General features: G+C 67.3%; 9 protein-coding genes. 4 read left to right on the forward strand and 5 right to left on the reverse strand.

Features of this window, described 5'->3' with window-relative positions; genetic code table 11:
- Positions 1–62 precede the first annotated feature (62 nt).
- The 4 genes from MC380_RS03315 (at position 63) to MC380_RS03330 (ending at position 8,628) form a co-directional block, all read left to right on the forward strand.
- Positions 63–1,211 carry an acyl-CoA dehydrogenase family protein gene (locus tag MC380_RS03315; RefSeq protein ID WP_242104070.1) on the forward strand — a complete coding sequence of 383 codons (1,149 nt, stop codon included), beginning with the start codon at positions 63–65 and terminating at the stop codon, positions 1,209–1,211.
- Between the two features lie 194 nt (positions 1,212–1,405).
- A complete protein-coding gene (locus MC380_RS03320) occupies positions 1,406–6,376 on the forward strand; it encodes an NAD-glutamate dehydrogenase domain-containing protein (protein ID WP_242163022.1) in 4,971 nt (1,656 codons plus the stop codon).
- A gap of 75 nt (positions 6,377–6,451) precedes the next feature.
- Complete coding sequence (locus MC380_RS03325; RefSeq protein ID WP_242104068.1) at positions 6,452–7,219, forward strand: NAD kinase; 768 nt, start codon at positions 6,452–6,454, stop codon at positions 7,217–7,219.
- Between the two features lie 446 nt (positions 7,220–7,665).
- Positions 7,666–8,628 carry a 5'-nucleotidase gene (locus MC380_RS03330; RefSeq protein ID WP_242163024.1) on the forward strand — a complete coding sequence of 321 codons (963 nt, stop codon included), beginning with the start codon at positions 7,666–7,668 and terminating at the stop codon, positions 8,626–8,628.
- A gap of 177 nt (positions 8,629–8,805) precedes the next feature.
- Here the strand turns inward: MC380_RS03330 and MC380_RS03335 are convergent, their stop codons facing one another.
- From MC380_RS03335 to kynU, 5 genes are all read right to left on the reverse strand, one after another.
- Positions 8,806–9,354, reverse strand: coding sequence for a DUF2939 domain-containing protein (locus MC380_RS03335; RefSeq protein ID WP_242104066.1), 549 nt, complete (start codon positions 9,352–9,354; stop codon positions 8,806–8,808).
- Positions 9,355–9,369: 15 nt separating this feature from the next.
- A complete protein-coding gene (locus MC380_RS03340) occupies positions 9,370–10,056 on the reverse strand; it encodes a DUF2461 domain-containing protein (RefSeq protein ID WP_242163026.1) in 687 nt (228 codons plus the stop codon).
- A gap of 91 nt (positions 10,057–10,147) precedes the next feature.
- Entirely contained in the window at positions 10,148–11,590 is a 1,443-nt protein-coding gene (gene sbcB, locus MC380_RS03345; RefSeq protein WP_242163028.1) for an exodeoxyribonuclease I, read from the reverse strand.
- 115 nt (positions 11,591–11,705) lie between these two features.
- Positions 11,706–13,091 (reverse strand): NAD(P)/FAD-dependent oxidoreductase, encoded by a 1,386-nt coding sequence (locus MC380_RS03350; protein WP_242163030.1) that lies wholly within the window; start codon positions 13,089–13,091, stop codon positions 11,706–11,708.
- A complete protein-coding gene (gene kynU, locus MC380_RS03355; protein WP_242163032.1) occupies positions 13,088–14,377 on the reverse strand; it encodes a kynureninase in 1,290 nt (429 codons plus the stop codon). The genes MC380_RS03350 and kynU overlap by 4 nt, the downstream gene beginning before the upstream one ends.
- Between the last annotated feature and the right edge of the window lie 72 nt (positions 14,378–14,449).

The following is a 14,449-nucleotide window of genomic DNA, read 5'->3' on the forward strand; positions in this document are numbered from 1 at the left end:
ACCGTTTCAGGGCGCGGGCCCCTAAAATGTGCGGCCCTGCAGCAATGGTTGGCGGAGCGTTCATGGATTTCGGTTACAGCGAAGAGCAACTGATGATCCAGGACGTGGCCCGGCGCATCGCCCGGGAGAAGATCGCACCGGCCGCCGAGCATTTCGACCGGACTGGCGAGTTCCCGCTGGAGAACATCCAGCTACTGGGCGAAAACGGCCTGATGGGCATCGAGGTGCCGACCGAATACGGCGGCGCCGGGATGGACCCGATCGCATACGTGCTGGCCATGATCGAGATCGCGGCCGGCGACGCGGCGCATTCGACCATCATGTCGGTGAACAACTCGCTGTTCTGCAACGGAATCCTGACCCACGGGACCGAGGAACAGAAGCAGAAGTACGTGCGCGCCATCGCCGAAGGGGCCGAGATCGGCGCCTTCGCCCTGACCGAACCGCAATCGGGATCCGATGCGACCGCGATGAAATGCCGCGCCACCAGGCAGGCCGACGGAACCTACCTGATCAATGGCAAGAAGAGCTGGATCACCTCCGGTCCGGTCGCCAAGTATTTCGTGCTGTTCGCGATGACCGATCCGGACAAGGCGGCGCGCGGCATCACCGCGTTCCTGGTGGACGGCGATCGCGCCGGTCTGCATCGCGGCAAGACCGAGCCCAAGCTCGGGATTCGCGCCTCGGCGACCTGCGAGATCGAGTTCGCCGACTATGTCGCCCAACCCGAGGAGGTGCTGGGCGAGGAAGGTCATGGCTTCAAGATCGCCATGGGCGTGCTGGATGCCGGCCGTATCGGGATCGCCAGCCAGGCCATCGGCATCGGCCGAGCCGCCTACGACGCGACGCTAGCCTATGTGCGCGAGCGCAAGGCCTTCGGCCAGCCGATCGGCGCTTTCCAGATGACCCAGGCCAAGATCGCCGACATGAAGTGCAAGCTCGACGCGGCCCTGCTGCTGACGCTGCGTGCGGCCTGGAAGAAGGGTCGCGGCGAGCGTTTCACCACCGAAGCCGCGGTTGCGAAGCTGACCGCGTCCGAGGCGGCGATGTGGATCGCGCACCAGGCCGTGCAGATCCACGCCGGCATGGGCTACAGCAAGGAAATGCCGATCGAGCGTTACTTCCGCGATGCCAAGATCACCGAGATCTACGAGGGCACCAGCGAGATCCAGCGGCTGGTGATCGCACGACATGAAACGGGATTGCGCTGAGGCCCTACTCAACGGCGTGTCTTCGCCCATTTCGCCAGTAGCAGATGCAGTCCGAGCATCCGCGGGGCGGCGGTCCTCCATGGCCGCCGCCCCCCCGGTTTTGCGCGTCAAAAGCAGCACCCAACCCACGTGAAATAAAAGGCAGCTCCAACCCTTCTCCCAGGTCTCCGAACATGATTGCCAAGACTTCCGCCGTGCGTCGCAAGGTTGAAAGGAAAGAGCCGGAGAAGCCGCTGCTGCTCGACCCCGTCTTCGCTGCGATCCGCAAACTGGCTGGCAAGACCCGCCAGGAGGATGCCGCCGCGTTCGCGCAGGCCTTCTACCACCGGATGGGCGAGGATGAGCTTCCGCTGCATACGCCGGAAGGCTGGGCCGCGCTGGCCAACGACTTCCTGGAATTCGCGCGCAACCGCAAGCCCGGGTCGCCCGCCGTGCGCCTGTTCAATCCCACCCTCAAGCAGCACGGTTGGGAAACGCCGCACACGGTGGTGCAGATCGTCAACGACGACATGCCGTTCCTGGTGGATTCGGTGACCATGGCGCTGGCCGAGCAGGGCATTGGCGTGCATGTGCTGGGCCATCCTGTGCTGCAGATCGCGCGCGACAGGGCGGGCAGGATGACCGCGATCGGCAGCGGGTCGCCCGAATCGCTGATGCACCTGGAGATCGATCGCCAATCCGCGGACGATGCCAGGTGGCTCGAGGCCGGGCTGCGCAGCGTGCTCGCGAACGTGCGCGCGATCGTCGAGGACTGGCCGGCGATGCGCGAGCGGATGATCGAAGTGGCCGACGACATCATCGAGCGCCACCTGCCGGTCTCCGATGAAGGGCGACGCGAGGCCCAGGAATTCCTGCGTTGGGCGGCCGACGATCACTTCACCTTCCTCGGTTACCGGGAGTACGAAGTGGTCAAGAAGGACAAGGTCGAGGTGCTGCGCGCGGTGGAGGGCAGCGGCCTGGGCCTGCTGCGCGGCGCCGAACCGGGCAAGCCGCGACCGCTGAAGTCGCTGGCCGCGCATCACATGCCGCAGTCCGGCTCGGTCGATGCGCTGATCCTGACCAAGACCAATTCGCGCGCCAGCGTGCATCGGCCCGGCTATATGGACTACATCGGCGTGCTCAGCTTCGACGCCAGGGGCAGGCCGATCGCCGAGGAGCGCTTCATCGGCTTGTACACGTCCAGCGCCTACAACCGGCGACCTTGGGATATCCCGATCGTGCGCGAACGCTTCGAGCACGTAATGCGCCAGTCCGGGTTCAAGGCCGGCGGCCACAGCGGCAAGGCGCTTCGGCACATCCTCGAATCGCTGCCGCGCGACGAGCTGTTCCAGGCCAACGAAGCCGAACTCTACCGGCTCGCCACCGGCATCCTGGGCCTGCAGGAACGGGTGCGCAGCAAGCTGTTCCTGCGCCAGGACCGCTATGGCCGTTTCTGGTCGGCGCTGGTGTACCTGCCGCGCGAGCGCTACAACACCGATGTGCGCCTGGCCATCGAGCACCTGTTGCGCGATTCGCTGCATGCGGACCGCGTCGACAGCACCGTGCAGGTGGGCGACTCGCCGCTGGCGCAGCTGCATGTCATCGTGCGCCCGCGACCCGGCGAGACGGCGAAGGTCGACGTGGCCAAGCTGGAAGCCGACCTGGCCAGCATCGTGCGCAACTGGCAGGACGATCTGCGCGAACGCCTGGTGGCCGAACACGGCGAGGAACGCGGGCTGGAACTGGCCAGCCGCTACGGCCGCGCCCTGCCGGCGGGCTACATCCAGGAGGTCTCGCCGGCGCTGGTCGCCGCCGACATCCGTCACCTGGATTCGCTGCGCTCGCCAGAGGATCTCGCGCTGAGCCTGCATCGCAGCCACCGCGGCGTCGGCGGACTGCGCTTCAAGTTCTACCGTCAGCTCGATGACATTCCGCTGTCGGACGCCCTGCCGATGATCGAGAACATGGGCCTGCGAGTGCTTTCCGAACACCCCTACCGGATCGAGCTGCCGGGCGAGGGCGGGGCGACCGAGCCGGTTTACATCCAGGATTTCGAGGTCGAGCTCGCACCGGCCAAGGGCGCGCGCAGCGAAATCGACATCGACGCGATCGATGCGCAGTTCGAGGATGCGTTCCTGCAGGTCTGGCGCGGCCTGGCCGAAAACGACGGATTCAACCGCCTGATCCTCGCTGCCGGATTGAACTGGCGCCAGGTGGCGATGCTGCGCGGTTACAGCAAATACCTGCAGCAGCTGGGCGTGCCGTTCTCCCAGGCCTATGTGGAGGAGACATTCGCCCGCCACCCGCTGATCGCGCGGCTGATGGTGGAGCTGTTCGAGAGTCGCTTCGATCCCGCCGGCGAAGGCAAGCAGGCCCAACGCGCGGCCGAAGCACGCATGGGCGAGCAGCTCGTGCGGATCACCGCCGGCGATGCTGCGATGGACAAGCTGCTCAAGCCGGTCACGGAAGGGACGCATCCGGATCGGGCAGAACGCTACGAGGCAGTGCGCGCCGCGATCAAGGCGCTGCTCGACAGCAGCGTGTCGAGCTTGGACGAGGACCGCATTCTGCGCAGCTTCATCGGCGTGATCGATGCCACCCTGCGCACCAGCTACTACATCCAGTACCGCGACGGGAAACGCGCGGACGGCGGCCCGGCCGATTACATCAGCTTCAAACTCGATTCGGCGCGCGTGCCCGACCTGCCCAAGCCCAGGCCCTATCGCGAGATCTTCGTATACGGGCCGCGCCTTGAAGGCGTGCACCTGCGCTTCGGCCCGGTAGCGCGCGGCGGGCTGCGCTGGTCCGACCGCCGCGAGGACTTCCGCACCGAGGTGCTGGGCCTGGTCAAGGCGCAGATGGTGAAGAACACCGTGATCGTGCCGGTGGGTTCGAAGGGCGGCTTCTTCTGCAAGCAGCTGCCCGATCCATCGGTCGACCGGGATGCGTGGTTCAACGAAGGGGTGGCCTGCTACAAGCGCTTCATCAACGCACTGCTCGACATCACCGACAACCTGGTCGACGGCAAGGTGGCGCATCCGGCCAACGTGGTCCGCCACGATGCGGACGATCCGTACCTGGTGGTGGCCGCCGACAAGGGAACGGCGACGTTCTCGGACATCGCCAACGGGATCGCCCAGGCGCACGGCTTCTGGCTCGACGATGCCTTCGCCTCCGGTGGTTCGGTCGGCTACGACCATAAGGGTATGGGCATCACGGCCAGGGGTGCGTGGGAATCGGTCAAGCGCCATTTCCGTGCGATGGGCCGCGACTGCCAGAGCCAGGATTTCAGCTGCGTGGGCATCGGCGACATGTCCGGCGACGTGTTCGGCAACGGCATGCTGCTGTCCAGGCACATCCGCCTGCTCGCGGCGTTCGACCATCGGCACATCTTCATCGACCCCAATCCGGAGGTCGCCGCGTCGTTCAAGGAACGTGCGCGCATGTTCAAGCTTCCGCGTTCGAGCTGGGAGGACTACAACGCCAAGCTGATCAGCAAGGGCGGCGGCATATGGCCGCGCTCGGCCAAGTCGATTCCGATCTCGGCCGAGGCCCGCGCCGCGCTCGGCATCGACGGCGGCGCCAGCGCGATGAGCCCGGCGGAACTGATGAGCGCGATCCTCAAGGCGCCGGTAGACCTGCTGTGGAACGGTGGCATCGGCACCTACGTCAAGGCCGGCCGCGAAACCAATGCCGACGTCGGCGACCGCGCCAACAACGCGCTGCGCGTCAACGGCAGCGAGTTGCGCTGCAAGGTGGTGGGCGAGGGCGGCAACCTGGGCCTGACCCAGCTGGGCCGCGTCGAGGCAGCGCTGCACGGCGTGCTGCTCAACACCGACTTCATCGACAACTCGGCTGGCGTGGATACCTCGGATCACGAGGTCAACATCAAGATCCTGCTCAACAGCCAGGTACAGCAGAAGAAGCTGGCGCTGGATGCGCGCAACAAGCTGCTCGCGGCGATGACCGACGAGGTGGGGGCCCTGGTGCTCCACGACAACTATCGCCAGAACCAGGCGCTCAGCCTGATGGAACGCATGAGCCTGACCCGGCTGGGCTCCAAGCAGCACTTCATCCGCACGCTCGAGGCACAGGGCCTGCTCGACCGCCAGATCGAGTTCCTGCCTTCCGACGCCGAGATCGCCGAACGCAAGGCGCGGGGCCAGGGCCTGACCCGACCGGAACTGTCGGTGCTGCTGTCGTATTCCAAACTGGTCGCGTTCCAGCAGATGCTCGAGTCCGATGTCCCGGAAGACCCGTACCTGTCCAAGGAACTGGTGCGCTACTTTCCCGAGCCGCTGCAGAAGAAATACGCCAAGGCGATGGAAGGCCATCGCCTGAAGCGGGAAATCATCGCCACCGCGGTCACCAATTCCACCATCAACCGCATGGGCGCCACCTTCCTGCTGCGCATGCAGGAAGACAGCGGGCGTACCCCGGGCGAAGTGGCCAAGGCGTTTACCATCACCCGCGAAACGCTGGATGCACGCGAGCTGTGGACGCAGATCGATGCGCTCGACGGCACGGTCGCCGAGTCGGTGCAGATCGATGCCCTGCTGGTGATCTGGCAGATGCAGCGCTCGTTCACCCGCTGGCTGCTGTCGCGCCCGGGAACGATCCCGGACATCCGGACCGCGGTCGACCGCTACCACGACGGCATCCGCGACATCCGTCGTGGCGAGGGAATCCTGCCCGATTCGCTGCGGCCGGACTACGAGACCTCGCTGCGCCGGTGGAAGGACAAGGGCATGCCGGCCGACCTGGGCGGTCAGCTCGCGGCGATTCCGTACCTGGAACCGAGCGCCGACATCATCGAACTCGCGCGTGAGCGCAAGTCCAGGCCGGTGGAGGTCGCGAAAGTGTATTTCCGGGTCGGCGAAGCGGTGCGCGCGCATTGGCTGCAGGAGCAGATCGAGGCGTTGATGGTGGAAGGCCGCTGGCATGCGGTCGCCCGCGGCGTGCTGCGCGACGAACTGGCCGAACAGCTGCGCAAGCTGACCGACCAGGTGCTGTCGATGCCGGGCGCCACGCCCGATGCCAAGGTCCAGGCATGGCTGCAGCGCGACGATCCGACCCTGCGCTTCACCCTGTCGATGCTCAATGAGGTCGCGGCGCAGAAGGCGCTGGATTACCCGACCGCGTCGGTGGCGGTGCAGCGTCTGTCGCAGCTCGCATCGCGCGGGTAACGTAGGGCGGGCTCAAGCCCGCCGTCGTATACGCCAAAAGGCGGGCGTGAGCCCGCCCTACGGTATGCTCGCGCCATGACCGGGCCACGCATCGCCTTCCTCGCCAGCAATGCCGACGGCGCGCAGCAGGCGCTCACCGACCTGGTCGCGGCGCACGGCCTGCACGAGCCTGCCGACGCCGATGTGCTGTGCGCGCTGGGTGGGGACGGTTTCATGCTGCAGACCCTGCACCGGCACGGTGCGCTCGGCAAGCCGGTATTCGGCATGAAGCTGGGTACGGTCGGCTTCCTGATGAACCAGCACCGGAACGAGGGGCTGGTCGAGCGCATCGCCGCCGCCGAGCCCGCCGTGCTGCGGCCGCTGGAGATGCTGGCGCAGACCGAGTCGGGCGCCACGGTCGGATCGCTTGCCTACAACGAGGTGTCGCTGCTGCGGCAGACCCGGCAGGCCGCGCACCTGGCGATCGACCTCAACGGCAAGCCGCGCCTGGAAGAGTTGATCTGCGACGGGGTCATGGTGGCCACGCCGGCCGGCAGCACCGCCTACAACTTCTCGGCGCACGGTCCGATCATTCCGCTCGGCGCTTCGGTGATCGCGCTGACCCCGATCGCTGCGTTCCGGCCCCGACGCTGGCGCGGCGCCCTGCTCAAGGCAGACACCGAAGTGCGCTTCCGGGTCGTGGATCCCTACAAGCGCCCGGTCAGCGCCACCGCCGACTCGCACGAGGTGCGCGACGTGACCGAGGTGGTGATCCGCGAGTCCCGCGACCGCACCGTGACCCTGCTGTTCGACCCCGAGCACAACCTCGAGGAACGCATCCTCAGCGAGCAGTTCGTGGTCTAGCGGTCGACCCCCGCACGGGGGCGCGGCACCGCGCCGGCCGGCCCTGCCGCGGGCGAGGCGCGTCGGTAGCCGGGGCAACCGGTGACGCGGACGGTCCATATGCGTCGATCGTTGTGGCATGGCATGCGGGAGGAATCAGCCGGCCGTCACGCTTTTCCGGACGATTGGGGCAGGCACGTTTCGTGCTTGCTTACTCCATGTCACCGCTGCCGGCGCCTTCGTGCGAAGACGCGCGCGTGACTGGGGAGGGAATGCGTATGCAAACCGAATCTTCGATCCGCCCCCTGCGGGGCGAGGGGCTGGTCCGCGCGATGCTCACCCTCGCGCTGGCCGCAGGCGTGGTGTGGGCGCTGCTCGGGGGCGGGTCCTAGCGCATCGTGCGGTCGGCGCCTGCGTCGGCGCTCCGGGTCTCGCTTCGCGAGACGCGGAGGGTCGATACTGGCGCCATGGCCCCCATCGAATCTGCACGGCCGGCGCAGCTTGGCGCGCTTGCCTCCGCATCGGCGCAACCGCTGGTCGTCGCCATCACCGCGCGCGCGCTGTTCGACCTGGAGGACAGCCACGGCCTGTTCGAGCGCAAGGGCATCGATGCGTATGCCGACTACCAGCGCACTCGCGAGGACGACGTGCTCGAACCGGGAATCGCCTTTTCGCTGGTCCGCAAGTTGCTGGCGCTAAACCGCGATATTCCCAAGGAAGCGCCGCACGTAGAGGGCAAACTGGTTGAAGTGATCCTGCTGTCGCGCAACAGCGCCGACACCGGCCTGCGCATCTTCAATTCGATCCAGCACCACGGCCTGGACATCCGCCGCGCGACCTTTACCTCGGGCGCGCCGGTCTGGCCCTACATCCGGCCCTTCGGGGCGCAGCTGTTCCTGTCTGCGAATCCCGAATCGGTACGCCGCGCCCTGGAAGCAGGGGTGGCCGCGGCGACCATCCTGCCGGCGCGGGCGCCGGAATCCGTGCACGGGCAGCTGCGGATCGCCTTCGATGGCGATGCGGTGATCTTCAGCGACGAAAGCGAGCGGGTGTCGCGCGAGCAGGGCGTGGAAGCCTTCGGCAGGCACGAGCGCGAACGTGCGCACGAGCCTCTGTCCGGCGGCCCGTTCCGCGGCTTCCTCGACGCCCTGCATCGCCTGCAGGCGGCATTTCCAGCGGGCGATGACGCGCCCATTCGCACCGCTCTGGTGACCGCACGTTCCGCGCCTGCGCATGAGCGGGTGATCCGTACCCTGCGCGAATGGGATGTACGCCTGGACGAGGCCCTGTTCCTCGGCGGCCGCGAAAAGGGTCCGTTCCTGCAGGCTTTCGGCGCCGACATCTTCTTCGACGACTCGTTGCACAACATCGATTCGGCCCGCCAGTACATCGCCGCCGGACACGTGCCGCACGGGGTGGCGAACCCGTAGGGTGCGCCCTGGCGCTCTCGAAGAACTCGCTAAAGAGCGGTGGGCATGGGGCACCATCCGCGGAACGCACCGAAGACGTGCGCCAGGACGCACCATCTCACGCAACCAGCGCAAAACGGTGCATCGGGGCGCACTACCTCGAAGAACCTCGCAAAAAATGGTGCGCCGGGACATACCCTACAGGGGCAGGCGGATATCGCTCAGCTTCCAGCGCAAGCCGTTGCGGGTCATGACGAAGACGATGGGCCGGCCCTGGTCGTCCCGCACCGTGGCGGTGAAGCGCGACGTGGACTCGTAACGGTACTCCGCGCGCTGCAGCGGTTGCGGCCTTTCGCCCGCGACTGTGGAGGGGTCCGCCACGTCGGGATGCGCGATGCCATCGCCGATCCGGTTCCAGATCTTGCGTCCTTCCATCAGCGCGCCCAGGCCGACCGGCGTCACCATGGCTTCGACCGCGCCATTGACCAGGCCGCCGGCCACGGTCAGGCCGATGGCGCCGAGCATGCCGGATTGGCCGTCGATCCCCACCGCGCGCACCAGGCGGTCGCTGAGCTGGGCCTTGAGGCTAGCGCGCAGGGCCGGGAAATCGACCTGGTCCGACAATGCTGACGCGTCCTGGGTCTGCACCGCGCTGCGGATGGCCCGGAACGTGAGATAAGGGCCCGCCACGACGTAGCCCGCGAGCAGCACGGCGAGCATGACCACCGGCACGATCCACTTTTTCATCAGCGCAACTCCGGTTCAGAACTCGAGATCGAGCGCGGCACACAGGTAGTCCATGAACGGTGCCATGGCCTGCAGGTCCTTCGCCAGCACCGGCAGCAGCCGCGGACCGGTGAGCGTGGCATCGTCGAGGCCGCGCACGGCGACGAAATTCCGATGCTTGAGGTCCTCGATGAACTCAAAATCCGGATCGAAGCCGCGCGGCGGGCGGCTGAGCAGATCCTCGGATTCCAGATCGTAGCGTTTGCGGAACGCGGGCGCGTGCCCCGCCTGTTTCCAGCTGGCCGGATTGTCGACGATGAAATGACGGATCCGGCGCAACGCCTCCGGCTCGGGATGCCAGATGCCGCCGGCGATGAAGCAATTGCCCGGCTGCAGGTGCAGGTAGTACGACGGCGCGGGCATCTGTTTGTGGCGTTCGTGGAACAGGCGCGCGCCCTGCCAGTTCTTGTATGGGGTCTTGTCGCCGGAAAAGCGGGTGTCGCGATGGATCCGGAACAGCGAGCCGCCAACGCCTTTGGGCTCGGCCCGGTAATGGGGGCTGACCTCGAGCAGGGCAGGCTGCAGATCGATCAGCAGGCGCTGGAACGGCTCGCGCACATGGGCTTCGTAATCGCCCTTGTGGGCGAGGAACCAGGCGCGTTCGTTATGGCGCGCCAGGCCGCGAAGGAAACGCAAGCTCTTGTCGGTGAAGTACGTGGCCATGACTACGAATCAGGGGTTGAACCTCCATTGTAGGAGCGCCTCTCAGGCGCGACCGCAAATCCAGGTTGGCGATCGCGCCCAGCAGGCGCTCCTACAGCAAGCTCGCTTCGATCCCGCTGTTCCAGGCCTGAAGCTGGTCGAGCAGTGCCAGTTTTTCGCCGTCGCCCGCATGCACCAGGCGCAGCGCCGCGATTTCCGCGCGCGCCGCATCGAAGCTCAGCTCGGACAGCCCGCTCTCGCTGCACAGGCGTTGCCGGCGATAGTCGTTCCAGCGCCCCTGCTCGGCGAACACCAGGCTCTGCGGCCAGTTGCGAGCGCGATAGCGGAACAGGAGCTCCGGCAGGCGCGGGTCGCGGAAGCCGAACTCGGTCTGGCCCAGAAGGTGCGGCGGGGTGCCGCGCACCTGGGGAAACTTTCGGCGGTCGCCGTCGCCGAGGAAGCCGTCGTAGAGCGATGCATCCGGATCCCCGGGCGGGAACTCGGCCGCGCGTGCGTACACCTGGCGCACCTTCTCGGCCAGCGCCGGGCCGGCCGCGCGCAGCCGTTCGGCGCGGGATCCGACCAGTGCCGGATCGATCCGCAGGCGCGCGAAATCCTCCTGGCGCAGGTGCGTCCATTCGATCAGCGCGGGGCAGCGGTTGAGGTGCACTTCCTTCAGCGGAATGCGGGCCTCGCCTTCGGGCAGATCCGCCTGGCGGACGTAGAGCCGGTCGGCGATCGCCTCCGGTTCCAGCGCCAGTATCGACTCGGGATCGCTGTCCAGATCGAACACGATCACGCGGCTGTCGATCGAGGGGTGGCGAGCGAGCGGCAACACCGCAGCGGCGCACAGGCGTGCCGCGGGGTAGCGCTGCGAGACATGCAGTGCAGGCCGCATGGCGGTGGTGTCCAGCAGCTGCGCGGCATAACGCTTGTCGCGCAGCCGCAGGGCGTAGTCCCATAGCCGCGGCTGCGCCGCCTTCAGCCTGCGCGCCATGCCGATGAGCGCACGCACGTCGGAAAGCGCCTCGTGCGCGTCGCCCTCGCGCACGTCGTTGGCGGCCGCCAGGTGTTCGAGCCGGAACGACGCCTGGCCGTCCTCGCGCAGCGGCCACTCGATGCCATCCGGCCGCAGCGCATGCGCCAACCGCAGCACGTCGAGCAGGTCCCAACGGCAGTTGCCGCCTCGCCACTCGCGCTCATAGGGATCGAAGAAGTTGCGGAACAGGCCGTGGCGGACGAACTCGTCGTCGAAGCGCAGCGAGTTGTAGCCCAGGGTGCAGGTCTCCGGCTGCGCCATCTGCTCGAAGATGCGGGCGAAGGCTTCTGCTTCACTGACGCCTTCGCGCAGGGCCTGCTGCGGCGCGATCCCCGTGATCAGGGTTGCGGCTGGGGAGGGCACTAGATCGTCGGCGGGCCGGACGAAGAAACTGATCGGCTCGTCGACCTGGTTGAGTTCCAGGTCGGTGCGGATTGCGGCGAACTGGGCGATGCGGCTCCTGCGCGGATCCGCGCCGAAGGTTTCCAGGTCGTAGAAGAGAAAGCTGGCGGGCATGCAAGGGAACTGGAAGCGAGGTGGGGACGGAGCCGCGCAGCGCGTACGCGCACCCGACAGCGTGGCATGAGCCTAACGCGGACGCGTCGCAGGCTCTGAGAACCCGGCCGAACGGTCAGCTTTCCTGCGGCAGCGGTTGCAGCTTCCCGATCACTTCGGCATCCACACGCGCCCAGTCCACGCCGTCCAGCGAATCGAGCCCCTGCGTGGCCGCTTCCAGGATCCGGCGCTGGATCTCGCTGCGCTCCAGCGCCACCGCATAGGGAATGCGCATGAAGCTGACCATGGTGTAGTGCGGAACGAAGCGGCCCGGGTGACGCGCCTGCAGCGCTGCCTCGAGCGCACGCTGGATCAGGAAATCCGGGTCGTCCACCTTGTCGCGCATCTCAATGTAGTTCTCCAGCGCCATGTGCTGGATCGCCGCCGCGTTGGGCTTGCGCTCGGCTTCGAACGCGGCGAAGGCCGCGGCCAGCGCCTGCCGCGGGCTTGCCCCGGCGGCGCTATCCGCTTCCAGATGCCTGGCCAGGGCCACGCAATCCTCGAACGCACAGTTCATTCCCTGCCCATGGAAGGGCACCATCGCGTGCGCGGCATCGCCGATCAGCAGGGCGCGTCCGTCCAGATGCCAGCGGTCCAGATACACGCTGCCCAGCACACCGGGCGGATTACGGGCCCAGTCGGCTTCCAGTTCGGGGATCAACGGCAGCGCATCCGGGAAGTCGCGCTCGAACAGCGCGCGCGCCTCGGCCGGTGTGGCGACCGTGTCGAATCCCGGATCGCCGTGGTTGGGCATGAACAAGGTGACGGTGAAAGTCTGCTCGTCGTTGGGCAGGGCAATGCACATGTAGTTGCCGCGCGGCCAGATGTGCAAGGCGTTCGGTTCGATCCGGAAGCCGCCGCCCGGCGCAGGCGGGATCTCCAGTTCCTTGTAGGCGTGATCGAGCAGCGCGGTGCGTTCGCCCAGCGGACGGTATCCGTCCATCGCCGCGCGCAGCGCAGACCCCGCGCCGTCGGCACCGACCAGGGTCTGGAACGGCGCGCCGTGCTGCGCGCCCGTGCGATCGTCCACGAAGACCATGTCGCCGCCGTCGAAATCGACCGACGATAGTCGGCGGTTGAAATGGAACTGCGCGCCTGCGGCGTCGGCCAGTCCCAGCAGGGTCAGGTTGAGATCGCCGCGATGGATCGACCAGATCACCTCGCTGTCGTCGCGACCGTAGCGCTGCAACTGCACGCGGCCGTCGAGGAAGTGCACCATGCGCCCGCGCATCATCACCGCCTGGCGCATCACCGCTTCTTCGGCGCCCGCCTGCTGCAGCGCGTAGCGCCCGCGCTCGGCGAGGGCGAGGTTGATCGACCGCCCGCCCTCGTAACCCTTGATGCGCGGATCGCCGCGCTTTTCGTAGACATCCACGTCCCAGCCGCGCCGGGCGAGCAGGGTGGCCAGCAGCGCCCCGGCCAGACCGGCGCCGATGATGGAGATAGGGCGGGTGCCGGTCATACGTGCGCGCCCCAAGACTGAACGGTGCGCACGAAACGCAGCACGTCCGCATGCGTGTTGTACAGCGGCGCCGGCGAGATACGGATCACGTCGGGTTCGCGCCAGTCGCCGATCACACCCTGGCTGCCCAGGAATTCGAACAGCGCGCGCCCGGCGCTCCTCCCGGTCATGCCGCGTCCGCCGATCACCCGCAACGAAAGCTGTGCGCCGCGGCGCTCGGGTTCGCGCGGCGTGGCGATCTGCAACAGGTCGCCGAGCTCCTCGCGGATCAGCGCTTCCAGGTATCCGGTGAGGCGCAGCGACTTCTCGCGCAGCGCGGGCATGCCCGCGCGATCGAACAGCTCCAGCGAGGCGCGTAACGGCGCCAGACCCAGGATCGGCGGGTTGCTCAGCTGCCAGCCGTCCGCGCCGGGCGTCGGATTGAATGCAGGACCCATCCGGAAGCGCACGTCCTTGTCGTTGCCCCACCAGCCGGCGAAGCGCGGGCGATCGGTGTGTGCATGGCGCTCGTGCACGAAGCAGCCGGCCACCGCGCCGGGACCGGAATTCATGTATTTGTAGTGGCACCAGGCTGCGAAATCCGCGCCGCTGTCGTGCAGTTGCAACGGCAGGTTGCCGGCGGCGTGTGCCAGGTCGAAGCCGACGATGCAGCCTGCGGCGTGCCCCAGGCGCGTGATCTCCTGCAGGTCGAACGCCTGTCCGGTGCGGTACTGCACTCCAGGCCACAGGATCATGGCCAGTCGTTTGCCGTTTTCGGCGATGGCGCGCTCGATCGCCCGCATCGAGATCGTCCCGTCGGGCTCGTCCGGCTCGACTTCGATCAGCGTGTGCCCGGGCGGCAGGCCGCGGTATTTCAGCTGCGATTCCACGGCATAACGGTCGGACGGGAACGCGCCGGCCTCGATCATGATCGCGGTGCGTTCGAGGCTGGGCTGGTAGAAGCTGATCATCATCAGGTGCAGGTTGACGGTCAGCGAGTTCATCGCCACCACTTCGTGCGGCTGCGCGCCGACCACGCGGGCCAGGGGTTCGCGCACCAGCTCGTGGTAGGGCATCCATTGCGCCTGGCCGGTGAAGTGGCCTTCGACGGCCTCGGTCGCCCACTTGTCCAGAACCTCTTCCACGTGCGCGCGCGCGCCCTTCGGCTGAAGGCCCAGGGAGTTGCCGCAGAAATAGGCCTGCACATTGCCGCCGTGTTGCGGTATCAGGAACTCGTCGCGCAGGGCGCGCAGCGGATCGGCGGCGTCCTGAGCCTGGGCGTAGGCGTCGGTGAACAGATCAGTCATGGCCCTTCATTGTAGGAGCGCCGCTTCGGCGCGACGGGATGGCGATGGAGTCGCGCCGAAGCGGCGCTCTAC

The sequence above is a fragment of the Lysobacter sp. M15 genome, from assembly GCF_022662515.1.
Lineage (GTDB): Bacteria > Pseudomonadota > Gammaproteobacteria > Xanthomonadales > Xanthomonadaceae > JAKPBU01.

Bases quoted from the DNA above. Each gene is read 5' to 3' on its own strand.
- MC380_RS03330 (WP_242163024.1), top strand. From the start codon at position 7,666: ATGGCCCCCATCGAATCTGCACGGCCGGCGCAGCTTGGCGCGCTTGCC.
- sbcB (WP_242163028.1), bottom strand. From the start codon at position 11,590: ATGCCCGCCAGCTTTCTCTTCTACGACCTGGAAACCTTCGGCGCGGAT.
- kynU (WP_242163032.1), bottom strand. From the start codon at position 14,377: ATGACTGATCTGTTCACCGACGCCTACGCCCAGGCTCAGGACGCCGCC.
- MC380_RS03340 (WP_242163026.1), bottom strand. From the start codon at position 10,056: ATGGCCACGTACTTCACCGACAAGAGCTTGCGTTTCCTTCGCGGCCTG.
- MC380_RS03325 (WP_242104068.1), top strand. From the start codon at position 6,452: ATGACCGGGCCACGCATCGCCTTCCTCGCCAGCAATGCCGACGGCGCG.
- MC380_RS03335 (WP_242104066.1), bottom strand. From the start codon at position 9,354: ATGAAAAAGTGGATCGTGCCGGTGGTCATGCTCGCCGTGCTGCTCGCG.
- MC380_RS03315 (WP_242104070.1), top strand. From the start codon at position 63: ATGGATTTCGGTTACAGCGAAGAGCAACTGATGATCCAGGACGTGGCC.
- MC380_RS03350 (WP_242163030.1), bottom strand. From the start codon at position 13,091: ATGACCGGCACCCGCCCTATCTCCATCATCGGCGCCGGTCTGGCCGGG.